Raw genomic sequence first — 22498 nt, 5'->3', positions numbered from 1 at the left:
CCGCTGCCGCCTGACGCCGGGTCGGGTCAGCCCCCGCGTCTCGTACGGACGTACCCCGCGTCTGGCGCGAATGTGCCCCGCGCCTCGCACGGATGTGCACCGTAAGGCGGTCTTTCCGAGGGTCCCCGGCGCCGGGACGATCGGACGATGCCGACCATGAAGCCACGCGTCCGTCTCGCCGCCGTCGGAGCGGCCTTCGCCCTCGCCGCCGCCACCCCCGTCGCCGCGTACGCCGCGCTGGACGACCCGCCCGCCGCGGCGGCCTCCGGCGCCGTGGGCCGGGGCAAGCCGTACGTCGAGACCCGGCTCTTCTTCGGCACCGAGCGCCCCGACGGCGGGCCGCCCGTCACCGAGAAGCAGTTCCTGGCCTTCGTGGACCGGCGGATCACCCCGCGCTTCCCCTCCGGCCTGACGATCCACGACGGCCGGGGGCAGTGGCGGGACCAGAACGGGACGATCGAGCGGGAGCGCTCGTACGAGGTGGTCCTGCTCTACCCGGCGTCCGAGGCGGGGACGCAGGACCCGAGGATCGAACGGATCCGGACGGCGTACGAGCGCCAGTACGCCCAGGAGTCCGTGGCCCGGGCCGACGCCCCGGCCCGGGTGGACTTCTGAGCGATCGGGCCGTACCGACTGTCCCGGCCGGCCCCCGCGTCCTCAGTCCCGCTCGGCGGCGACCGCCGCCACCGCGTCCGCCACCGCCGTGTCGCCGTTGATCAGCTCCAGCGTGCGGCCCGCCGTGCGGGGCTCGTCCAGGAGGGCGGCCAGGACCGCCGCCACATCGTCGCGGGTGATCTCGGCCCGGCCCGTGTGTTCGGCCAGTTTCACCCGGCCCGTGCCCGGGTCGTTCGTCAGCCGGCCCGGGCGCAGCACGGTCCAGTCGAGGCCGTCCCGGGCGCGGATGTCGTCGTCCGCCGCGGCCTTGGCGCGCAGATAGGCGGCGAAGACCGGGTCGGTGTCCGGCGGCGGCTCGTGGGACGCGCCCGTCGAGGAGATGATCAGGAACCGGCGGGCCCCGGCCTGTTCGGCCGCGTCCGCGAAGAGCACCGCGGACCGGTGGTCGACGGTGTCCTTACGGACGGCACCGCTGCCGGGGCCCGCTCCGGCCGCGAAGACGGCCGCGTCCGCGTTCTCCAGATGCTTGACCACGTCCTCCAGCGAAGCCGACTCCAGGTCGCAGACGACCGGTTCGGTGCCCGACGCCAGCAGGTCGCCCGCCTGTTCCGGCTTGCGGATGATGCCCGCCACTTCGTCTCCGCGCGCGGTGAGCAACCGCTCCAGCCGCATCGCGATCTGTCCATGTCCACCAGCGATGACAATGCGCATGATCCCGACCGTACGCCGTGCGGCCTACTGTTGCTCGCCGCCGCTCTGCGACCGCGCCTGCCGGGGCAGATCCAGCGCCACCGCGGCCGCCGAGTCGCAGTACTCCCGCATCGCGCTGGTACGGGCCACCACTCGCCCCCGGTGCACCACGACCCTGCTGTACGCGAGCGAGAGCACCGCCGCGAGGCCGTCCCCGCGCACCGCGAGCAGCTCCGCCGGGAACCCGGCCTCCACCCGCACCTCGGCGAGCCCCATCGCGGCCCGCGCCCGCGCGCACACCGCCTCGTACGCCTCCTCCGGGCGCGACTCGCCCCGGGACGCCAGCAGAAAGGCGGCCTCCAGGGGATCGCCGCGCCCCACGGGGTTCACCGCGTCCCGTAGCGCCCCGCTGCCCGCGGCCACCCGGACGCCCGCGGCGCGCAGCAGCCGCACCGGCGCCCAGGCGCGGGTGCGCGCTCCCCGCCTGCCCTGGTTCTCCAGCCCGGCGCAGTCGCCCTGGGGGAGGCAGACGACGGTCACCCCGGCCGCCGCCAGCCGCTCGGCGATCCTCCCCGCCATCTCCGCGGGCAGCCGGGACAGCCCGCCGCAGGGGCCGATGGTGACGCCCGGCCGCAGGCCCCCGGCCATCGCCGCGAGCCGGGCGAGGCGGGCCGGGTCGTCACCGTCCGTGTGCAGATCGACGGCGCAGCCATGGCGCGCGGCGAGGTCGAGGACGGCCTCGGCGTGGCCGGTCGGATCGGGGTCGAGGTCGGGGCAGCCGCCGATGACCGACGCGCCCATCGCCACCGCGTCCCGCAGCATCGCCAGACCGTCCGCCCCGGCGGTGCCGGTCAGCACCCGGGGCACCGCCACCGCGCTCAGCTCGGTGAGCCCGCGCAGCGCCCGGCCGGCCTCCAGGACCGCCTCCAGGGAGCGCAGTCCGTGCACCCCGCCGATGCGGACATGGGTGCGCAGCGCCGTCGCGCCGTGGCCGAGTTGGAGCAGGGCGGCCTCGACGGTGCGGCGCTGGACGTCCCTGGGGTCGTACGGGACCGGGCCCGCCATGTCGGCCGTAAGGGCGGTGTCGCAGTGGGCGTGGGGTTCGGCGGGGGCGGGCAGCAGCAGATAGCCGCCGAGGTCCAGCCGGGTGCCGGGGACGAGGCTGCCCGCCGTGCCCACGGCCTCGATCCGCCCGCCGCTGAGCCGGACGTCCACGGTGCGCCGGTCGGCGAGCCGGACACCGCCGAGCACCAGGGTGGTGGGCTCGCCGGGGGCCGCTCCGCCGTTCCGGGGCGGCTGTTGCGGCTGCTGCTGGCTCTCGGGCATCGCGCTCCTGGGATTCGCGCCGAGCACGCGACGGGTGACGCGCCGGGCACGCGTCGGATGCGTGCGCAGCCAAGATCACGCGGGTGCGAAGCGAAGCCTAGGACCAGGTGGAGGCGGCTTCGTGGAGGAGCCGAATAGTCGTACCGGTGTGGTGCATGAGTCCAGGGTGACGAGGGGCCGATACGGATTTCACCTTCGGCGGCCGACCGTGTAATGTCTTCATCGCTCGCCCCAATAGCTCAGTCGGCAGAGCGTCTCCATGGTAAGGAGAAGGTCTACGGTTCGATTCCGTATTGGGGCTCTGATGTGTGAGGCTTCCCGTTCCGCTACGCTGGTCGAGCGGGGAGTCACTCGCATCGCAGCGGTGTAGCTCAGTCGGTAGAGCAAGCGGCTCATAATCGCTGTGTCACCGGTTCAAGTCCGGTCACCGCTACTGACAGTAGCCGATTGCGGGGTCGGTCCTTCGATCGGCTACTCTTTCTGCGTTAATCCCCTAGCCCGTTCGTCAAGGAGCACTCACGTGGCTGCCACCGACGTCCGCCCGAAGATCACGCTGGCCTGCGTGGAGTGCAAGGAGCGGAACTACATCACCAAGAAGAACCGGCGCAACGACCCGGATCGTCTTGAGATCAAGAAGCACTGCCCGCGTTGCAACGCGCACACCGCGCACCGTGAGACGCGATAGTAATAAGCTCTCATTCGAGGCCGCCCCCACTCGCGGGGGGCGGCCTCGTTTCGTTGGTAATTCAATCGCAGGAGGTGTGCGCCGATGGCGCTCGACCAGTCCTTCGTGGGGCGGACCTACCCGCCCACCGCCGCGTACGAGGTCGGCCGGGAGAAGATCCGGGAATTCGCCGAGTCCCTCGGTGACACCAATCCGGTCTATACCGACCCCGAAGCGGCCCGGGACCTCGGCTACCCCGATGTGATCGCCCCGCCGACGTTCATCTTCACGATCACCTTCAAGGCGGCCGGGAAGCAGGTTGTCGAGGACCCGCAGCTGGGGCTGGACTACAGCCGGGTGGTCCACGGGGACCAGCGGTTCGAGTACACCCGCCCGGTCCGCGCGGGGGACCGCCTGACGGTCACCTCGACCATCGACTCGATCAAGTCGCTGGCCGGCAACGACATCCTGTCCGTCCGCGGCGAGGTCCACGACGAGGCGGGTGATCATGTAGCGACGTCGTTCACGACGCTGGTGGCCCGCGCCGCTGACGCAGAGGTGGAGGAGAGCAGATGACGGCCAAGATCTCGTATGACGCCGTGGAGGTCGGTACCGAGGTGCCGACGCGCGAGTTCCGGGTGAACCGCGCCGACCTCGTGCGCTACGCGGGCGCGTCGGGCGACTTCAACCCGATCCACTGGAACGAGAAGTTCGCCAGAGAGGTCGGTCTCCCCGACGTCATCGCGCACGGCGCCTACACCATGGCCGAGGCGGCCCGGGTGGTGACCGAGTGGGCCGGCGACCCCGGCGCCCTCGTCGAGTACGGCGTCCGCTTCACCCGGCCGGTCGTGGTCCCCAACGACGACAAGGGCGCGGTCATCGAGATCGGCGCCAAGGTGACCGCCAAGCTGGACGACGAGGCCCGTACGGTGCGCCTCGACATCACGGCGACCAGCGCCGGCCAGAAGGTGCTTGGCCGGGCCCGCGCCGTGGTACGGCTCGTCTGAGCCCCCGACCGCGCCCGATGCGGCCCCCGGGCGGATGAGAGCACGCCGGAGCGCGTGCGGCCCGTCCGAGCCCCTTACGGCCCGCAGGCCCGCCGGCCCCCGGATTCCCCACACCGGGGGCGGCCGCCTCAAGGAGCCCAGGGGGCGCCCCCGTACTCTTGAGCGCGTGCAGGAACTCCACGACGCCCCTCTCGCGCCCCTCACCACCTTCCGTCTCGGCGGACCGGCCAACCGGCTGCTCACGGCCACCACCGACGACGAGGTCATCGCCGCGGTCCGTGCGGCCGACGCGGCCGGGACCCCGCTGCTGGTGATCGGCGGCGGCAGCAATCTGGTCATCGCCGACAAGGGCTTCGACGGCACCGCCCTGCACATCGCCACCAGCGGCTTCACGCTCGACGGCACCCGCCTGGAGCTCGCCGCGGGCGAGAACTGGTCGGCCGCCGTGGCCCGTACGGTCCGAGCGGGGCTCGCGGGCATCGAATGTCTCGCCGGAATCCCCGGCTCCGCGGGCGCGACGCCAATACAGAACGTCGGCGCCTACGGCCAGGAGGTCTCCGCCACGATCACCGAGGTGATCGCCTACGACCGCCGCGCCGACGAGGTCGTCACGATCCCGAACGCCGACTGCGCCTTCTCCTACCGGCACAGCCGCTTCAAGGCCGACCCCGACCGCCATGTGGTGCTCCGGGTCCGCTTCGAGCTGGAGGACGCGGGCGGGCTCTCCGCGCCCGTCCGGTACGCCGAGACCGCGCGGGTGCTCGGCGTCGAGGTGGGGGACCGGGTGCCGGCCGCCGTCGCCCGCGAGACCGTCCTCGGACTGCGCGCGGGCAAGGGCATGGTTCTCGACCCCGGAGACCACGACACCTGGTCTGCGGGGTCGTTCTTCACCAACCCGGTGCTTGACCAGGACGCCCACGCCGCCTTCCTGGCCCGCGTAGCCGAACGCCTGGGCCCGGACACCGCGCCGCCCGCCTTCCCCGCGGGCGACGGCCTGATCAAGACCTCCGCGGCCTGGCTGATCGACAGGGCGGGCTTCACCAAGGGCTACGGCACCGGCCCGGCCCGGATCTCCACCAAGCACACGCTCGCCCTCACCAACCGGGGCGAGGCCACGACCGAGGACCTGCTGGCGCTGGCCCGCGAGGTGGTGGCCGGGGTCGAGGAGGCGTTCGGGATCCGGCTGGTCAACGAGCCGGTGACGGTCGGCGTGAGCCTCTGATCCGGACTACTCACGTGAGTAGTCCGGGCCCGCCAGCCAGTCGTCGATGTCCGCCAGCATCCGCCGCCGGACGTCCTCCGGCGCGGCCGAGCCGCGCACCGACTGACGTGCCAGCTCGGCCAGTTCGGCGTCCGTGAAGCCGTGGTGCTCGCGCACCAGCTCGTACTGCGCCGCCAGCCGCGAGCCGAAGAGCAGCGGGTCGTCCGCCCCGAGCGCCATCGGCACGCCCGCGTCGTACAGCGTGCGCAGCGGGACGTCCTCCGGCTTCTCGTAGACCCCGAGCGCCACGTTCGACGACGGGCACACCTCGCAGGTCACCGTGCGCTCGGCGAGCTTGGCGAGCAGCCGCGGGTCCTCCGCCGCGCGCACCCCGTGGCCGACCCGGGCCGCGCCGAGGTCGTCCAGGCAGTCCCGAACGCTGCCGGGGCCCGACAGCTCACCGCCGTGCGGCGCCGCCAGCAGCCCGCCCTCCCGGGCGATGGCGAAGGCCCGGTCGAAGTCGCGGGCGAATCCGCGCCGTTCGTCGTTGGAGAGGCCGAAGCCGACGACGCCGCGGTCCGCGTAGCGCACCGCGAGCCGGGCGAGGGTGCGGGCCTCCAGCGGATGCTTCATGCGGTTGGCGGCGACCAGGACCCTGATCCCCAGCCCGGTGTCCGCGGAGGCGCTCTCGACCGCGTCCAGGATGACTTCCATCGCCGGGATCAGCCCGCCCAGACGCGGGGCGTACGAGGTGGGGTCGACCTGGATCTCCAGCCACTGGGCCCCGTCCCGCACGTCCTCCTGGGCGGCCTCGCGCACCAGCCGCCGGATGTCGTCGGCCTCCCGCAGACAGGAGCGTGCGATGTCGTACAGCCGCTGGAAGCGGAACCAGCCGCGCTCATCGGTGGCGCGCAGCTTCGGCGGCTCACCGCTGCTCAGTGCCTCGGGGAGGTGGACGCCGTACTTGTCGGCGAGTTCGAGGAGGGTCGCGGGGCGCATGGAGCCGGTGAAGTGGAGATGCAGATGCGCTTTGGGGAGCAGGTGTACATCGCGTGCCATCTGGAGATACTGCCGCACGTCCGGACCCGTCGGTACCGCTTTCCCCGAACGGGAAGGTGCACGCACGCGGAACGGGCCGGAATCCGCCCCCGGGGATTCCGGCCCGTTCCTTCCGCGCGTACGGGTCGTGCGTACGAAAGCCAGGCGCCTTACGCGGCCGCCTCGCCCAGCAGCTTCTGCAGCCGGGAGACGCCCTCGATGAGGTCCTCGTCGCCCAGCGCGTAGGACAGCCGCAGATAGCCCGGGGTGCCGAACGCCTCACCCGGCACCACCGCGACCTCGGCCTCCTCCAGGATGATCTCGGCCAGCTCCACAGTGGTCCGCGGCCGCTTGCCGCGGATCTCCTTGCCCAGCAGCGCCTTGACCGAGGGGTAGGCGTAGAAGGCGCCCTCCGGCTCCGGGCACTCGACGCCGTCGATCTCGTTCAGCATCCGCACGATGGTGCGGCGGCGGCGGTCGAACGCCTCGCGCATCGCGGCCACGGCGTCGAGGTCGCCCGAGACGGCGGTCAGCGCGGCGACCTGAGCGACGTTGCTCACATTCGAGGTGGCGTGCGACTGGAGGTTGGTCGCGGCCTTGATGACGTCCTTGGGGCCGATGACCCAGCCCACCCGCCAGCCGGTCATCGCGTACGTCTTGGCGACACCGTTGACCACGACGCACTTGTCGCGCAGCTCGGGCACCACGACCGGCAGCGAGTGGAACTCTGCGTCGCCGTAGACCAGGTGCTCGTAGATCTCGTCGGTCAGCACCCACAGCCCGTTGTCGGCGGCCCAGCGGCCGATCGCCTCGACCTGCTCACGGCTGTAGACCGCGCCGGTGGGGTTCGAGGGGGAGACGAAGAGCAGCACCTTGGTGTTCTTGGTGCGGGCCGCCTCCAGCTGCTCGACGGAGACGCGGTAGCCGGTCGTCTCGTCGGCGACGACCTCCACCGGGACACCGCCGGCCAGCCGGATCGACTCCGGGTAGGTGGTCCAGTAGGGCGCGGGGACGATGACCTCGTCGCCCGGGTCCAGGATCGCGGCGAACGCCTCGTAGATCGCCTGCTTGCCGCCGTTGGTCACCAGGACCTGGGCCGTCTCGACCTCGTACCCGCTGTCGCGCAGCGTCTTCGCGGCGATCGCGGCCTTGAGCTCGGGGAGGCCGCCGGCCGGGGTGTAGCGGTGGTACTTCGGGTCGCGGCACGCCGCGGCCGCGGCGTCGACGATGTAGTCGGGCGTGGCGAAGTCGGGCTCACCGGCGCCGAAGCCGATCACCGGACGGCCCGCGGCCTTGAGGGCCTTGGCCTTGGCGTCGACGGCGAGGGTCGCGGACTCGGAGATCGAGCCGATCCGGGCCGATACCCGCCGGTCGGTCGGGGACTGTACTGGGGGAGTAGCAGCGGTCATAGATGCATCGTCGCAGACGGGCGAAATGGGTGGCACACGGGTTTGCGGAGACTTCGCGCGCTTCTCGTTCGACGCCCGGCCGTCAAGCACGTACACTCATCCGTCGTTGGCCGATCAACAGCCGGATCCGACCGCACACTCCGTGCAGCCGGGTGTATGCGGTAGGTTGGTGAGTGCCGCAAAGGGTCGTAGCTCAATTGGTAGAGCACTGGTCTCCAAAACCAGCGGTTGGGGGTTCAAGTCCCTCCGGCCCTGCTACACGCACTGTGATGAGGGTGCGTGCATGCGTACGCAAGGACAAGCACCGCTGTGCGGCCGGGCCGGACGCGGCACGGCCACGACCCGGATTCAGGTGAGGACGAGTGACGGAAGCCCTGGGCTCCACCGCGACGCCTGAGAGCGGTCGTCCCGAGGATGAGGAGACGACCAAGCGGGGTCGTCGTGGCGGCAAGCGCGCGAAGAAGGGGCCCTTCGGCCGGCTCGCGCTTTTCTACCGCCAGATCATCGCCGAGCTGCGGAAGGTCGTCTGGCCCACGCGCAGCCAGCTGTCGACGTACACCAGCGTGGTGATCGTTTTCGTCGTCATCATGATCGGCATCGTGACCGTGATTGACTATGGGTTCAACAACGCCATCAAGTACGTCTTTGGCTGAGACCCTCGCGAAAGGCGGCCGCTTTCCCGGCGTCGCCTCTTTCGCACGTTCCACCCCTTTGAAGCCAGGAAGAAGCAGCCACAGTGTCTGACCCGAACCTGAACGACGCCGCCGAGCCCGTCGAGTCCCGTGAGGACGAGCTCGACATCGTCGAGGCGGCGGACTCCGACCAGGCTGAAGCGGCCGACGCCTCGGCGGGCGTTCCCGCCGAGGAGGACGCGCTGCGCGTCGAGGACGAGGGCGCCGTCGAGACCGAGACGGCCCAGGCGGACGACGCGGTCGAGACCGAGGCCGAGGCTGAGGTCGACCCGGTCGAGGCGCTCCGTCAGGAGCTGCGCGGGCTGCCCGGTGAGTGGTACGTGATCCACACCTACGCGGGCTACGAGAAGCGCGTGAAGGCCAACCTGGAGCAGCGTGCCGTCTCGCTGAACGTCGAGGACTTCATCTACCAGGCCGAGGTCCCCGAGGAAGAGATCGTCCAGATCAAGAACGGCGAGCGCAAGAACGTCCGGCAGAACAAGCTGCCCGGCTATGTGCTCGTCCGCATGGACCTGACGAACGAGTCGTGGGGTGTCGTCCGCAACACCCCGGGCGTCACCGGCTTCGTGGGCAACGCCTACGACCCGTACCCGCTGACCCTGGACGAGATCGTCAAGATGCTCGCCCCGGAGGCCGAGGAGAAGGCCGCCAAGGCCGCCGCCGAGGAGAGCGGTGTGCCGGCGCCGAGCCGCAAGGTCGAGGTCCAGGTGCTGGACTTCGAGGTGGGCGACTCGGTCACGGTCACCGACGGCCCGTTCGCGACCCTGCAGGCGACGATCAACGAGATCAACGCCGACTCGAAGAAGGTCAAGGGCCTGGTCGAGATCTTCGGCCGGGAGACCCCGGTCGAGCTGAGCTTCGACCAGATCCAGAAGAACTGAGTCTTTTCAGAACTGAGTCTCTTCACGAGAACTTCCGACAGGTCAGACGGGCTTTCGCGGCCGGTCTGACCTGCTCGGTTTTAAGGCGCACAGCTATACCCGTTATCGTTGTGCGGTATGCCTCCATCCGGATGATCCGGTTCGGAGGCGAACACCCTCTCACTAGGACCCGGAGAGAGCATGCCTCCCAAGAAGAAGAAGGTCACGGGGCTGATCAAGCTCCAGATCCAGGCCGGCGCCGCGAACCCGGCCCCGCCGGTCGGCCCCGCGCTGGGTCAGCACGGCGTCAACATCATGGAGTTCTGCAAGGCCTACAACGCCGCGACCGAGTCGCAGCGCGGCATGGTCGTGCCGGTGGAGATCACGGTCTACGAGGACCGCTCCTTCACCTTCGTGACCAAGACCCCGCCGGCCGCCAAGCTGATCCTCAAGGCCGCGGGCGTGGAGAAGGGCTCCGGCGAGCCGCACAAGACCAAGGTCGCCAAGATCACCCGCGACCAGGTGCGTGAGATCGCCACCACCAAGATGCCCGACCTGAACGCCAACGACCTGGACGCCGCCGAGAAGATCATCGCCGGCACCGCCCGCTCCATGGGCATCACGGTCGAGGGCTGACACCTCACGCGTGAGGGCCGACAGCCCCCGCGGCCACCTGTGGCAGGGCCAAGCGCTGGCCCGGACCACGAACTCCACAGACATCAGGAGCAAGAGTGAGCAAGCGCAGCAAGACCCTCCGCGCTGCGGACGCCAAGATCGACCGGGAGCGCGCATACGCCCCGCTCGAGGCCGTCCGTCTGGCGAAGGACACCTCCACCACCAAGTTCGACGCGACCGTCGAGGTCGCCATGCGCCTGGGCGTCGACCCGCGCAAGGCCGACCAGATGGTCCGTGGCACCGTGAACCTGCCGCACGGCACCGGTAAGACCGCCCGGGTCCTGGTCTTCGCGACCGGTGACCGTGCTGCGGCCGCGGAGGCCGCGGGCGCCGACATCGTCGGCTCCGACGAGCTCATCGACGAGGTGTCCAAGGGCCGCCTGGACTTCGACGCCGTCGTCGCCACCCCGGACCTCATGGGCAAGGTCGGCCGCCTCGGCCGGGTGCTCGGTCCGCGTGGTCTGATGCCGAACCCGAAGACCGGCACCGTCACCCCGGACGTGGCCAAGGCCGTCACGGACATCAAGGGCGGCAAGATCGAGTTCCGCGTCGACAAGCACTCGAACCTGCACTTCATCATCGGCAAGCTCTCGTTCGACGAGACGAAGCTGGTGGAGAACTACGCCGCGGCGCTCGAGGAGATCAACCGTCTCAAGCCGTCCGCCGCGAAGGGCCGCTACATCAAGAAGGCGACCCTGACCACCACGATGGGCCCCGGCATCCCGCTGGACGCCAACCGCACCCGCAACCTGCTGGTCGAGGAAGACGCCATCTGAGGCAGCCCCTGATCAGCGCACCACGGTGTGCAACCGCCGGGCCCCCGCACCGCGTCGAAGGTGCGGGGGCCCGGCGTCTTCCGTTGTCGGCCCCCTCCGCTAGAGTCACTCTGCAGTAGACGTAAAAGAGAAATAAAAACTAGGGGGAGCCGTGCGCGGTACTCATGTCGGTGCGCGATGGGCGATAGCCGCTGGAAGCCTCGTTCTGATGGTCGGCCTCACCGCGTGCGGGAGCGAGAAGTCCGACGCTGACAAGGCCGGCGACAAGACCGGCGGCGACAAGTCCGGGCAGTCCGCGATGAGCCCGCTGGCGGCGCTCAAGCTCGCCTCGCAGCAGACGGACAAGAAGAACTCGGCCAAGGTCGAGGGCACCACCAAGATGGGCGAGCAGAACTCGCAGATGTCCGGCGACATGGACTGGGCCAACGGCATCCGGGCCAACATGTCCATCACCCAGAACGGTGGCGCCATCGCCTCCTCCCCGATGGCGGGCAAGCCGATGGACGCCAAGTACACCCCGGACGCCATGTTCCTGAACATGGGCGACCAGTTCGCCGCCCAGGCGGGCGGCGGCAAGCACTGGGTGAAGTACGACTACGACGTGCTGGCCCAGAAGGCGGGCCCCTCGGGCGCCTTCCTGAAGGACCAGATGCAGAACAACAACCCGTCGCGCTCGGTGGAGCTGCTGCTCGCCACGGGCAAGGTCAAGAGCGTGGGCAGCGAGGACGTGAAGGGCGTCAAGGCCACCCACTACACGGGCACGGTCAAGGTCTCCGAGATCGCCAAGATGCAGTCCAAGGAGCTCAGCCAGTCCGACCTGGACGCCCTGCAGAAGCAGCTGGAGTCCTCCGGTATGGACACCGAGACCATCGACCTGTGGGTGGACGGGGAGAACCTGCTGGTCAAGAAGCGTGAGCAGGCGCAGAGCAACAACGGCGCCTACGACTCCACGGTCTTCTACTCGGACTACGGCACCAGCGTGACCGTCACCGAGCCGTCCTCCTCGGACACCGTGGACTTCCAGGACATGCTCCAGCAGTAGAGCCGATTTGCCTGGCCGCGGCCCGTTCGCGTAACCTCCTACAGAAGCCAAAGACCGCTGGTTGTCGCCGTGTCCCGCAAGGGATCCGGTGGCTGAAGGATCCGCTAGCTGCGGGCGACCTGCGTAGGTGACCGAGGTTGCACTCCCGAACGGGCCGCGAGTCCGTCCCGGTCGAGTTACGCCCCGAGCGCCTGCGCCGGGGCGTTTTCGCATTGTCTCAGTCTCCTTCCTTCAGACCGAAGCGGTCCTCATCACCCGGAAGGAGGCCGAGGCTCATGGCGAGTCCTGACAAGGTCGCAGCCGTCGACGAGATGCGGGAGAAGTTCCGCAACGCGAACGCGGCCGTTGTGACCGCGTACACCGGTCTCACCGTTGCGCAGCTGAAGGAGCTGCGCCGTTCGCTCGGTGAGAACGCTCAGTACCGTGTGGTGAAGAACACGCTGACCAAGATCGCGGCCAACGAGGCCGGGATCAACCAGCTCGACGACCTGTTCTCGGGTTCGTCGGCCGTCGCCTTCGTGACCGGTGACCCGGTCGAGGCGGCGAAGGGTCTCCGTGACTTCGCCAAGGACAACCCCGCTCTCGTGATCAAGGGCGGTGTCCTTGATGGCAAGGCGCTGTCCGCCGACGAGATCAAGAAGCTCGCGGACCTCGAGTCCCGTGAGGTGCTGCTCGCCAAGCTGGCGGGTGCGATGAAGGCCAAGCAGTCCCAGGCTGCCGCGCTCTTCCAGGCCCCGCTGTCGAAGTTCGTCCGGACCGCCGAGGCGCTCCGGCAGAAGCAGGCCGAGCAGGGCGGTGCCGACACCCCGGCTCCCGCCGAGGCCGAGGCCGCCGAGTAATCAGGCCCCGGTCGCAGCGGGCCCGGAAGCCCGCCGACATGTACATCCGGCACCACCTGCCGAATTAGTGGAAGGACCGCCACCATGGCGAAGCTCAGCCAGGACGACCTGCTCGCGCAGTTCGAGGAAATGACCCTCATCGAGCTCTCCGAGTTCGTGAAGGCCTTCGAGGAGAAGTTCGACGTCACCGCCGCCGCCCCGGCCGCCGTGGTCGCCGCCGCCCCGGGTGCCCCGGGCGCCGCTGCCCCGGCCGAGGAGGAGAAGGACGAGTTCGACGTCATCCTCACCGGCGCCGGCGACAAGAAGATCCAGGTCATTAAGGTCGTGCGTGAGCTGACCTCCCTGGGTCTGAAGGAGGCCAAGGACCTCGTCGACGGCACCCCGAAGCCGGTCCTCGAGAAGGTCAACAAGGAGCAGGCCGACAAGGCCGCCGAGTCCCTCAAGGGCGCCGGCGCCTCCGTCGAGGTCAAGTGACCCCTCGAGGTCGGATGACCTCGCGGCCCGCCGCCACACGCCCGTAGGACGTCCGGCGGCGCGGCCCGGTTCCAAGCCAGGGGCGATCACCCGTTCGGGTGGTCGCCCTTCGGCGTTCCCGTGACGGTTACATTGCCTTATGGGTTTGTGGAGGTAGGGTGATCTTCGTTGCCCGTCGCCACGCCCTGTGACGATCTCGCCGGAGTGGGGGGCCTTGACGAACGGCACGCAGCGCGCAATTCTCAGGACGCGACGTCACACCGATCCAAAAAGTCCGAGGCATGGATCGTCGGCGAAGCGGGCAGTATCGATATGCGCATCGACAGCGCGGGCTGCCGACAGGGCGTGAGAAGACAACGAGGGGCGCGCCCCTCACCGGAGGGAGAGATTGGCACTGCCGGTCTCAGAAACTCGGCGCTGGACATCAGTGTGCCAAGTGGCTACACTGACCCTTTGCGCTGCCTGTTAGCTGCTCCCTGCCCGTCACCAGGGGCATACCTACCTTCGAGCACTACCGATGAATAGTCCCTGACCAGGGATTTCATCCATGGGCTCTCGGTGGGACCGGTACGCGCGTAGTGAGTCCGAGCCCTCGGAAGGACCCCCTCTTGGCCGCCTCGCGCAACGCCTCGACTGCCAATACGAACAATGGCGCCAGCACCGCCCCGCTGCGCATCTCCTTTGCGAAGATCAAGGAGCCTCTCGAGGTTCCGAACCTCCTCGCGCTGCAGACCGAGAGCTTCGATTGGCTGCTCGGCAATGCCGCGTGGAAGGCTCGCGTCGAGGCTGCGCTGGACAGCGGTCAGGACGTCCCCACCAAGTCCGGTCTGGAAGAGATCTTCGAGGAGATCTCCCCGATCGAGGACTTCTCCGGGTCGATGTCCCTGACCTTCCGTGATCACCGTTTCGAGCCGCCGAAGAACTCGATCGACGAGTGCAAGGAGCGTGACTTCACCTACGCCGCTCCGCTCTTCGTCACGGCCGAGTTCACCAACAATGAGACCGGTGAGATCAAGTCCCAGACGGTCTTCATGGGCGACTTCCCGCTCATGACCGACAAGGGCACCTTCTGCATCAACGGCACCGAGCGTGTCGTCGTCTCGCAGCTGGTCCGCTCGCCGGGTGTCTACTTCGACTCCTCCATCGACAAGACGTCCGACAAGGACATCTTCTCGGTCAAGGTCATCCCCTCCCGTGGTGCCTGGCTGGAGATGGAGATCGACAAGCGCGACATGGTCGGTGTCCGCATCGACCGCAAGCGCAAGCAGTCCGTTACCGTCCTCCTGAAGGCGCTCGGCTGGACCACCGAGCAGATCCTCGAGGAGTTCGGCGAGTACGAGTCCATGCGCGCCACCCTGGAGAAGGACCACACCCAGGGCCAGGACGACGCGCTGCTCGACATCTACCGCAAGCTGCGCCCGGGCGAGCCCCCCACGCGGGAGGCCGCGCAGACGCTGCTGGAGAACCTCTACTTCAACCCGAAGCGCTACGACCTGGCGAAGGTCGGCCGCTACAAGGTCAACAAGAAGCTGGGCGCGGCCGCTCCGCTGGACGCGGGCGTCCTGACGGTCGAGGACATCATCGCCTCGATCAAGTACCTGGTGAAGCTGCACGCCGGTGAGACCGAGACCGTCGGGGACAACGGCCAGTCCGTGGTCGTCGAGACCGACGACATCGATCACTTCGGCAACCGCCGCATCCGTAACGTCGGCGAGCTGATCCAGAACCAGGTCCGCACGGGTCTGGCGCGTATGGAGCGCGTCGTCCGCGAGCGCATGACCACTCAGGACGTCGAGGCGATCACGCCGCAGACCCTGATCAACATCCGGCCGGTCGTCGCCTCCATCAAGGAGTTCTTCGGCACCAGCCAGCTGTCGCAGTTCATGGACCAGACGAACCCGCTGTCGGGTCTGACCCACAAGCGCCGTCTGAACGCGCTCGGCCCCGGTGGTCTCTCCCGTGAGCGGGCGGGCTTCGAGGTCCGTGACGTGCACCCCTCGCACTACGGCCGCATGTGCCCGATCGAGACGCCCGAAGGCCCGAACATCGGTCTGATCGGCTCGCTCGCCTCGTACGGCCGGGTCAACGCGTTCGGTTTCATCGAGACCCCGTACCGCAAGGTCGTCGACGGTGTCGTCACCGACGAGGTGCACTACCTGACGGCCGACGAGGAGGACCGCTTCGTCATCGCGCAGGCCAACGCGCCGCTGACGAACGATCTGCACTTCGCCGAGAACCGCGTCCTGGTCCGCCGCCGTGGCGGTGAGGTCGACTACATCCCCGGCGACGACGTCGACTACATGGACGTCTCGCCGCGCCAGATGGTGTCGGTCGCGACCGCGATGATCCCGTTCCTGGAGCACGACGACGCCAACCGCGCGCTCATGGGCTCGAACATGATGCGCCAGGCCGTGCCGCTGATCAAGGCGGAGTCCCCGCTGGTCGGCACCGGCATGGAGTACCGCTGCGCGGTCGACGCCGGCGACGTCATCAAGGCCGAGAAGGACGGTGTCGTCCAGGAGGTCTCCGCCGACTACGTGACGGTGGCCAACGACGACGGCACCTACACCACCTACCGGGTGGCCAAGTTCTCCCGCTCCAACCAGGGCACCTCCTTCAACCAGAAGGTCGTCGTGGACGAGGGCGCCCGGGTGATCGCCGGCCAGGTGCTGGCCGACGGCCCGTCCACCGAGGACGGCGAGATGGCGCTCGGCAAGAACCTCCTGGTGGCGTTCATGCCGTGGGAGGGCCACAACTACGAGGACGCGATCATCCTCAGCCAGCGTCTGGTGCAGGACGACGTCCTCTCCTCGATCCACATCGAGGAGCACGAGGTCGACGCCCGGGACACCAAGCTGGGCCCCGAGGAGATCACCCGGGACATCCCGAACGTCTCCGAGGAGGTCCTGGCCGACCTCGACGAGCGCGGCATCATCCGCATCGGCGCCGAGGTCCGCGACGGCGACATCCTCTGCGGCAAGGTCACCCCGAAGGGTGAGACCGAGCTGACGCCGGAGGAGCGCCTGCTGCGGGCGATCTTCGGTGAGAAGGCCCGTGAGGTCCGTGACACCTCGCTGAAGGTGCCGCACGGCGAGACCGGCAAGGTCATCGGCGTGCGCGTCTTCGACCGCGAGGAGGGCGACGAGCTGCCGCCCGGCGTGAACCAGCTGGTCCGCGTCTACGTGGCGCAGAAGCGCAAGATCACCGACGGTGACAAGCTCGCCGGCCGTCACGGCAACAAGGGCGTCATCTCCAAGATCCTACCGGTCGAGGACATGCCGTTCCTGGAGGACGGCACCCCGGTCGACATCATCCTCAACCCGCTGGGTGTCCCGTCCCGAATGAACCCGGGGCAGGTCCTGGAGATCCACCTCGGCTGGCTGGCCTCCCGGGGCTGGAAGGTCGAAGGCTCCGAGGAGTGGATGGAGCGGCTGAGGGCGATCGGTGCCGATGAGGTCCAGCCCGGTACCAACGTCGCGACCCCGGTCTTCGACGGCGCCCGCGAGGACGAGCTGGCCGGCCTGTTCGAGCACACCGTGCCGAACCGGGACGGCGACCGTCTGGTCCAGCCCTCCGGTAAGGCCCGGCTGTTCGACGGCCGCTCCGGCGAGCCGTTCCCGGACCCGATCTCGGTCGGCTACATGTACATCCTCAAGCTGCACCACCTGGTGGACGACAAGCTGCACGCCCGGTCCACCGGTCCGTACTCGATGATCACCCAGCAGCCGCTGGGTGGTAAGGCTCAGTTCGGTGGCCAGCGCTTCGGCGAGATGGAGGTGTGGGCGCTGGAGGCTTACGGCGCCGCGTACGCCCTCCAGGAGCTGCTGACCATCAAGTCCGACGACGTCACCGGCCGCGTGAAGGTCTATGAGGCCATCGTCAAGGGCGAGAACATCCCCGAGCCCGGCATCCCCGAGTCCTTCAAGGTGCTCATCAAGGAGATGCAGTCCCTGTGCCTCAACGTGGAGGTGCTGTCGTCCGACGGCATGTCCATCGAGATGCGCGACACCGATGAGGACGTCTTCCGCGCCGCGGAAGAGCTCGGTATCGACCTGTCCCGGCGCGAGCCGACCAGCGTCGAAGAGGTCTGACGGGTCTGGCCGGGGCGCGCGTACCGCGTGCGCCCCGGCCTCTCCCCGGACCCCCAGTCAGACCCGAAGACACGACCCTGAAAGAGGGATTGACGACAAGTGCTCGACGTCAACTTCTTCGACGAGCTGCGGATCGGCCTCGCCACTGCTGATGACATCCGTCAGTGGTCCCACGGTGAGGTCAAGAAGCCGGAAACCATCAACTACCGCACACTGAAGCCCGAAAAGGACGGACTCTTCTGCGAGAAGATCTTCGGTCCGACCCGGGACTGGGAGTGCTACTGCGGGAAGTACAAGCGCGTCCGCTTCAAGGGCATCATCTGTGAGCGCTGTGGCGTCGAGGTCACCCGCGCCAAGGTGCGCCGTGAGCGGATGGGCCACATCGAGCTGGCCGCTCCCGTTACCCACATCTGGTACTTCAAGGGCGTGCCCAGCCGCCTGGGCTACCTGCTCGACCTCGCCCCGAAGGACCTCGAGAAGGTCATCTACTTCGCCGCCTACATGATCACGTGGGTGGACGAGGAGCGCCGTACGCGCGACCTGCCGTCGCTGGAGGCCCACGTCTCCGTCGAGCGTCAGCAGATCGAGCAGCGCCGCGACGCGGACCTCGAGGCCCGCGCCAAGAAGCTGGAGGCGGACCTCGCCGAGCTCGAGGCCGAGGGTGCCAAGGCCGATGTGCGCCGTAAGGTGCGCGAGGGCGCCGAGCGCGAGATGAAGCAGCTGCGCGACCGCGCCCAGCGCGAGATCGACCGTCTCGACGAGGTGTGGAACCGCTTCAAGAACCTCAAGGTCCAGGACCTGGAGGGCGATGAGCTGCTCTACCGCGAGCTGCGTGACCGCTTCGGCACGTACTTCATGGGCGGCATGGGTGCCGCGGCGCTGCAGAAGCGCCTGGAGTCCTTCGACCTCGACGAGGAGGCCGAGAGGCTCCGCGAGATCATCCGGACCGGCAAGGGCCAGAAGAAGACCCGTGCGCTCAAGCGCCTGAAGGTCGTCTCCGCCTTCCTGCAGACCCGGAACAGCCCCAACGGCATGGTGCTGGACTGCATCCCGGTGATCCCGCCGGACCTGCGTCCGATGGTGCAGCTGGACGGTGGCCGCTTCGCGACCTCCGACCTGAACGACCTGTACCGCCGTGTGATCAACCGGAACAACCGGCTGAAGAGGCTCCTGGACCTCGGTGCCCCGGAGATCATCGTCAACAACGAGAAGCGCATGCTTCAGGAGGCTGTTGACGCCCTCTTCGACAACGGCCGCCGTGGCCGCCCGGTCACCGGCCCCGGTAACCGTCCGCTGAAGTCCCTCAGCGACATGCTGAAGGGTAAGCAGGGCCGGTTCCGTCAGAACCTGCTCGGTAAGCGTGTCGACTACTCGGCCCGTTCGGTCATCGTCGTCGGCCCGCAGCTCAAGCTGCACCAGTGCGGTCTGCCCAAGGCCATGGCGCTGGAGCTCTTCAAGCCGTTCGTGATGAAGCGCCTGGTGGACCTGAACCACGCGCAGAACATCAAGTCGGCCAAGCGCATGGTCGAGCGCGGCCGCACGGTCGTGTACGACGTGCTCGAAGAGGTCATCGCCGAGCACCCGGTGCTGCTGAACCGTGCGCCGACCCTGCACCGCCTCGGCATCCAGGCCTTCGAGCCGCAGCTGGTCGAGGGCAAGGCCATTCAGATCCACCCGCTCGTCTGCACCGCGTTCAACGCGGACTTCGACGGTGACCAGATGGCCGTGCACCTGCCGCTGTCCGCGGAGGCGCAGGCCGAGGCCCGCATCCTGATGCTGTCCTCGAACAACATCCTCAAGCCGGCCGACGGCCGTCCGGTGACCATGCCGACCCAGGACATGGTGCTGGGCCTGTTCTTCCTCACCACCGATGAGGAGGAGCGCGAGGTCGTCGGTGAGGGCCGTTCCTTCGGCTCCACCGCCGAGGCGATCATGGCGTTCGACGCCCGGGAGCTCTCGCTCCAGGCGAAGATCGACATCCGCTTCCCGATCGGCACCGTCCCGCCCCGTGGCTGGACCCCGCCGGTGGCCGAAGAGGGCGAGCCGGCCTGGCAGCCCGGTGACAGCTTCCGGCTGCGCACCACGCTGGGCCGCGCGCTCTTCAACGAGCTGCTGCCCGAGGACTACCCGTTCGTCGACTACTCGGTGGGCAAGAAGCAGCTCTCCGAGATCGTCAACGACCTCGCCGAGCGCTACCCCAAGGTCATCGTCGCGGCGACGCTGGACAACCTGAAGGCGGCCGGTTTCCACTGGGCCACCCGCTCCGGTGTCACCGTCGCCATCTCCGACGTGGTCGTGCCCGAGGCCAAGAAGGCCATCATCGAGGGCTACGAGGCACAGGACGAGAAGGTCCAGAAGCAGTACGAGCGCGGTCTGATCACCAAGGACGAGCGCACCCAGGAGCTGATCGCGATCTGGACCAAGGCGACCAACGAGGTCGCCGAGGCGATGAACGCGAACTTCCCGAAGACCAACCCGATCTTCATGATGGTCAACTCGGGCGCGCGCGGAAACATGATGCAGATGCGTCAGATCGCCGGTATGCGTGGTCTGGTGTCCAACGCGAAGAACGAGACCATCCCGCGGCCCATTAAGGCGTCGTTCCGTGAGGGTCTCTCCGTGCTGGAGTACTTCATCTCCACCCACGGTGCCCGTAAGGGTCTCGCCGACACCGCCCTGCGTACCGCCGACTCGGGTTACCTGACCCGGCGTCTGGTGGACGTCTCGCAGGACGTGATCATTCGCGAGGAGGACTGCGGCACCGACCGCGGCCTCAAGCTGGCGATCGCGACCACGGGCGCCGACGGCGTGCTGCGCAAGACGGAGGACGTCGAGACCAGCGTGTACGCGCGCTGCCTCGCCGAGGACATCGTCGTGGACGGGAAGGTCCTGGCCCCGGCCGGCACCGACCTGGGCGATGTGCTCATCGACGAGCTGGTCCGCCACAACGTGGAGACGGTCAAGACCCGCTCGGTGCTCACCTGCGAGTCCGCCGTCGGCACGTGCGCCATGTGCTACGGCCGCTCGCTGGCGACCGGCAAGCTGGTGGACATCGGTGAGGCGGTCGGCATCATCGCCGCCCAGTCCATCGGTGAGCCCGGCACCCAGCTGACGATGCGTACCTTCCACACCGGTGGTGTGGCCGGTGAGGACATCACCCAGGGTCTGCCGCGTGTCGTCGAGCTCTTCGAGGCCCGTACGCCCAAGGGCGTCGCCCCGATCTCGGAGGCGGCCGGCCGCGTCCGGATCGAGGAGACCGAGAAGACCAAGAAGCTCGTCGTCACCCCGGACGACGGCTCCGACGAGACGTCCTACGGCGTCTCCAAGCGAGCCCGTCTGCTGGTGGGCGAGGGCGACCACGTCGAGGTCGGCCAGCCGCTGACCGTGGGTGCCGTCAACCCGCACGACGTGCTGCGCATCCTCGGCCAGCGCGCCGTCCAGGTGCACCTGGTGGGTGAGGTCCAGAAGGTCTACAACTCGCAGGGTGTGTCGATCCACGACAAGCACATCGAGATCATCATCCGGCAGATGCTGCGCCGTGTGACGATCATCGAGTCCGGCGACGCCGAGTTGCTGCCGGGCGAACTCGTGGAGCGCTCGCGCTTCGAGGGTGAGAACCGTCGTGTGGTTCAGGAAGGCGGCCACCCGGCCTCCGGCCGTCCGCAGCTGATGGGTATCACCAAGGCCTCGCTGGCGACCGAGTCCTGGCTGTCGGCAGCGTCCTTCCAGGAGACGACCCGGGTGCTCACCGACGCGGCGATCAACGCCAAGTCGGACTCCCTGATCGGCCTCAAGGAGAACGTGATCATCGGTAAGCTCATCCCGGCCGGTACGGGCCTGTCCCGCTACCGCAACATCCGGGTCGAGCCGACCGAGGAGGCGAAGGCCGCGATGTACTCGGCCGTCGGTTACGACGACATCGACTACTCGCCCTTCGGCACGGGCTCCGGCCAGGCGGTTCCGCTGGAGGACTACGACTACGGTCCGTACAACCAGTAAGGCCGGTGACCCAGTAGTACCACCGGTATCGCTCACAGGGCGGTCACCCCTCGCGGGGTGGCCGCCCTGCGGCGTTCCGGACGGGTCAGATGGGTGGCTGGGGATGCGGCTGGAGGTAAGGGGTCAGATGATGCAGCCGCGTGTGGTGATCCGGATGGGAGGAGAGCAGCCGGGCGAGGGGGCTCTCCTTGGGCAGCGGTTTGCCGGCCGCCGCCGCGATGGCCTTGGTCTGCTCCTGCGTCATATGCATCCGCCACAGCACCTCGGCCAGCATCGGCGCGAAGTTGAGCGCCGCTGCCTGCCGGTCGGCGTGGAGCTCCGCCCGCCGGCTCACGGCGGCCATCAAATACGGGATGACGGGCAGTAGCAGCGGCAGCCCGTACAGCGCACTGACCGTCATGAAGGCGGCGAAGCCGAAGAAGGCCAGTACGCCGAGGCCGCCGAGGCAGGAGAAGGCGCTGGACACCCGGAAGATCACGTACGCCAGGAGCTGCGTGACACGCCAGGCGATACGGCCGGGAAGCGCGTACCAGTAGCCGAGCAGACTCGACCAGCTGTGCCCGCCGACATGGTGGCCCAGCTCATGTGCCAGGACGGCGGCCAGCTGTGCGGAGGGCAGCTGCTCCAGTGCGAAGCGGGTGACACCGACGATGTGCCCGGCCGCCGCGACGGCGTTCAACTCGTCGCTGTCCTCGACCCACAGCTCGTAGGTGTGCTCCTCGATGCCCGCCCGCGTGATCACTTCCCGCCACGCCTCGTCGAGCCTGGCCAGCTCCATGGGGGTGGGCGGACGCAGCTTGAGGACATAACGGGCAAGGGCCCGCTCGGTGGGGCGGTGGAAGACGAGCGCGCCGCTGGCCAGCCAGGCGAGCACCAGCAGCAGACCGAGGGTGCCGAATAACAGCGAGACCAGCCCGACCACCAGCAGGCTGCCGAGGAAGTTGGGCACATGGAGCAGCAGACCGCCGACGGCGGTGGCGTCGGCACCGCGCTGGTACTCGTTGATGTGGATGCGACGTCGCTCGAACCGCTGCTCATGAGGGTGGTGAGGTGCGTACGCGGGCGGCGGCTGGGACGGCTGGGGCGGGTGAGCCGGTTGT

At 68.7% G+C, this 22498-nt stretch carries 19 protein-coding genes and 3 tRNA genes; 17 read left to right on the top strand and 5 right to left on the bottom strand.

Features of this window, described 5'->3' with window-relative positions; genetic code table 11:
* The first annotated feature begins 156 nt into the window (after nt 1–156).
* Entirely contained in the window at nt 157–615 is a 459-nt protein-coding gene (locus GWI24_RS07380; RefSeq protein WP_247616011.1) for a DUF3574 domain-containing protein, read from the top strand.
* A gap of 42 nt (nt 616–657) precedes the next feature.
* On the opposite strand, the gene GWI24_RS07375 is transcribed toward GWI24_RS07380, so the two are convergent.
* Both GWI24_RS07375 and GWI24_RS07370 read right to left on the bottom strand, forming a co-directional pair.
* Nucleotides 658–1326 carry an NAD(P)H-binding protein gene (locus GWI24_RS07375; RefSeq protein ID WP_210945085.1) on the bottom strand — a complete coding sequence of 223 codons (669 nt, stop codon included), beginning with the start codon at nt 1324–1326 and terminating at the stop codon, nt 658–660.
* A gap of 24 nt (nt 1327–1350) precedes the next feature.
* The gene (locus GWI24_RS07370) at nt 1351–2631 is read right to left on the bottom strand and encodes an amidohydrolase family protein (RefSeq protein ID WP_210945084.1); all 1281 of its coding nucleotides are present in this window, start codon (nt 2629–2631) and stop codon (nt 1351–1353) included.
* A 228-nt stretch (nt 2632–2859) separates the two neighbouring features.
* On the opposite strand from GWI24_RS07370, the gene GWI24_RS07365 reads away from it, so the two are divergent.
* The 6 genes from GWI24_RS07365 to GWI24_RS07340 all read left to right on the top strand — a co-directional run bounded on the left by GWI24_RS07365 (nt 2860) and on the right by GWI24_RS07340 (nt 5524).
* Nucleotides 2860–2932: transfer RNA gene (locus tag GWI24_RS07365), tRNA-Thr, on the top strand.
* 59 nt (nt 2933–2991) lie between these two features.
* Nucleotides 2992–3064 (top strand) — tRNA-Met (locus tag GWI24_RS07360).
* A gap of 87 nt (nt 3065–3151) precedes the next feature.
* Complete coding sequence (gene rpmG / locus GWI24_RS07355) at nt 3152–3316, top strand: 50S ribosomal protein L33 (protein WP_009715907.1); 165 nt, start codon at nt 3152–3154, stop codon at nt 3314–3316.
* Nucleotides 3317–3400: 84 nt separating this feature from the next.
* The gene (locus GWI24_RS07350; RefSeq protein ID WP_210945083.1) at nt 3401–3871 is read left to right on the top strand and encodes a MaoC family dehydratase N-terminal domain-containing protein; all 471 of its coding nucleotides are present in this window, start codon (nt 3401–3403) and stop codon (nt 3869–3871) included.
* Nucleotides 3868–4302, top strand: a complete 435-nt coding sequence (locus GWI24_RS07345) for a MaoC family dehydratase (RefSeq protein WP_044571702.1) — start codon at nt 3868–3870, stop codon at nt 4300–4302. Before GWI24_RS07350 ends, GWI24_RS07345 begins: the two co-directional genes overlap by 4 nt.
* A gap of 166 nt (nt 4303–4468) precedes the next feature.
* Nucleotides 4469–5524 (top strand): UDP-N-acetylmuramate dehydrogenase, encoded by a 1056-nt coding sequence (locus GWI24_RS07340; protein ID WP_210945082.1) that lies wholly within the window; start codon nt 4469–4471, stop codon nt 5522–5524.
* A gap of 6 nt (nt 5525–5530) precedes the next feature.
* On the opposite strand, the gene GWI24_RS07335 is transcribed toward GWI24_RS07340, so the two are convergent.
* A complete protein-coding gene (locus GWI24_RS07335; RefSeq protein WP_210945081.1) occupies nt 5531–6562 on the bottom strand; it encodes an adenosine deaminase in 1032 nt (343 codons plus the stop codon).
* Between the two features lie 149 nt (nt 6563–6711).
* Complete coding sequence (locus tag GWI24_RS07330) at nt 6712–7950, bottom strand: pyridoxal phosphate-dependent aminotransferase (RefSeq protein ID WP_210945080.1); 1239 nt, start codon at nt 7948–7950, stop codon at nt 6712–6714.
* Between the two features lie 182 nt (nt 7951–8132).
* Between GWI24_RS07330 and GWI24_RS07325 the strand changes: the two genes are divergently transcribed.
* The 10 genes from GWI24_RS07325 to GWI24_RS07280 all read left to right on the top strand — a co-directional run bounded on the left by GWI24_RS07325 (nt 8133) and on the right by GWI24_RS07280 (nt 21398).
* Nucleotides 8133–8205: transfer RNA gene (locus GWI24_RS07325), tRNA-Trp, on the top strand.
* Nucleotides 8206–8312: 107 nt separating this feature from the next.
* Nucleotides 8313–8603 carry a preprotein translocase subunit SecE gene (secE, locus tag GWI24_RS07320; RefSeq protein ID WP_037952862.1) on the top strand — a complete coding sequence of 97 codons (291 nt, stop codon included), beginning with the start codon at nt 8313–8315 and terminating at the stop codon, nt 8601–8603.
* Nucleotides 8604–8686: 83 nt separating this feature from the next.
* Entirely contained in the window at nt 8687–9523 is an 837-nt protein-coding gene (nusG, locus tag GWI24_RS07315) for a transcription termination/antitermination protein NusG (protein WP_210945079.1), read from the top strand.
* Nucleotides 9524–9703: 180 nt separating this feature from the next.
* Nucleotides 9704–10138: a 50S ribosomal protein L11 gene (gene rplK, locus GWI24_RS07310; protein ID WP_020869305.1), complete on the top strand. Its 435-nt coding sequence runs from the start codon at nt 9704–9706 to the stop codon at nt 10136–10138.
* Nucleotides 10139–10233: 95 nt separating this feature from the next.
* Nucleotides 10234–10953 carry a 50S ribosomal protein L1 gene (rplA, locus tag GWI24_RS07305; RefSeq protein ID WP_037952865.1) on the top strand — a complete coding sequence of 240 codons (720 nt, stop codon included), beginning with the start codon at nt 10234–10236 and terminating at the stop codon, nt 10951–10953.
* A gap of 208 nt (nt 10954–11161) precedes the next feature.
* Nucleotides 11162–11995 carry a hypothetical protein gene (locus GWI24_RS07300; RefSeq protein ID WP_210945078.1) on the top strand — a complete coding sequence of 278 codons (834 nt, stop codon included), beginning with the start codon at nt 11162–11164 and terminating at the stop codon, nt 11993–11995.
* A gap of 275 nt (nt 11996–12270) precedes the next feature.
* Nucleotides 12271–12834, top strand: a complete 564-nt coding sequence (gene rplJ, locus GWI24_RS07295; protein WP_020869302.1) for a 50S ribosomal protein L10 — start codon at nt 12271–12273, stop codon at nt 12832–12834.
* A gap of 84 nt (nt 12835–12918) precedes the next feature.
* Complete coding sequence (gene rplL / locus GWI24_RS07290; protein WP_037952872.1) at nt 12919–13308, top strand: 50S ribosomal protein L7/L12; 390 nt, start codon at nt 12919–12921, stop codon at nt 13306–13308.
* Between the two features lie 608 nt (nt 13309–13916).
* A complete protein-coding gene (gene rpoB / locus GWI24_RS07285; protein WP_210945077.1) occupies nt 13917–17399 on the top strand; it encodes a DNA-directed RNA polymerase subunit beta in 3483 nt (1160 codons plus the stop codon).
* A 99-nt stretch (nt 17400–17498) separates the two neighbouring features.
* Nucleotides 17499–21398 carry a DNA-directed RNA polymerase subunit beta' gene (locus GWI24_RS07280; protein WP_210945076.1) on the top strand — a complete coding sequence of 1300 codons (3900 nt, stop codon included), beginning with the start codon at nt 17499–17501 and terminating at the stop codon, nt 21396–21398.
* Between the two features lie 85 nt (nt 21399–21483).
* Here the strand turns inward: GWI24_RS07280 and GWI24_RS07275 are convergent.
* A partial coding sequence (locus GWI24_RS07275; RefSeq protein WP_247616010.1) for a M48 family metalloprotease occupies nt 21484–22498 on the bottom strand: 1015 nt, incomplete at its 5' end.

It is taken from the genome of Streptomyces sp. MK37H (assembly GCF_018035285.1).
Taxonomy (GTDB): Bacteria; Actinomycetota; Actinomycetes; order Streptomycetales; family Streptomycetaceae; genus Streptomyces; species Streptomyces endocoffeicus.
Note: the sequence above shows the minus strand (reverse complement) of the source record. Positions and strands in the feature narration are given on the sequence as shown.

Bases quoted from the DNA above. Each gene is read 5' to 3' on its own strand.
- rplL (WP_037952872.1), top strand. From the start codon at position 12,919: ATGGCGAAGCTCAGCCAGGACGACCTGCTCGCGCAGTTCGAGGAAATG.
- GWI24_RS07300 (WP_210945078.1), top strand. From the start codon at position 11,162: ATGGTCGGCCTCACCGCGTGCGGGAGCGAGAAGTCCGACGCTGACAAG.
- rplK (WP_020869305.1), top strand. From the start codon at position 9,704: ATGCCTCCCAAGAAGAAGAAGGTCACGGGGCTGATCAAGCTCCAGATC.
- GWI24_RS07350 (WP_210945083.1), top strand. From the start codon at position 3,401: ATGGCGCTCGACCAGTCCTTCGTGGGGCGGACCTACCCGCCCACCGCC.
- GWI24_RS07335 (WP_210945081.1), bottom strand. From the start codon at position 6,562: ATGGCACGCGATGTACACCTGCTCCCCAAAGCGCATCTGCATCTCCAC.
- GWI24_RS07330 (WP_210945080.1), bottom strand. From the start codon at position 7,950: ATGACCGCTGCTACTCCCCCAGTACAGTCCCCGACCGACCGGCGGGTA.
- GWI24_RS07345 (WP_044571702.1), top strand. From the start codon at position 3,868: ATGACGGCCAAGATCTCGTATGACGCCGTGGAGGTCGGTACCGAGGTG.
- GWI24_RS07380 (WP_247616011.1), top strand. From the start codon at position 157: ATGAAGCCACGCGTCCGTCTCGCCGCCGTCGGAGCGGCCTTCGCCCTC.
- GWI24_RS07375 (WP_210945085.1), bottom strand. From the start codon at position 1,326: ATGCGCATTGTCATCGCTGGTGGACATGGACAGATCGCGATGCGGCTG.
- rplJ (WP_020869302.1), top strand. From the start codon at position 12,271: ATGGCGAGTCCTGACAAGGTCGCAGCCGTCGACGAGATGCGGGAGAAG.
- GWI24_RS07370 (WP_210945084.1), bottom strand. From the start codon at position 2,631: ATGCCCGAGAGCCAGCAGCAGCCGCAACAGCCGCCCCGGAACGGCGGA.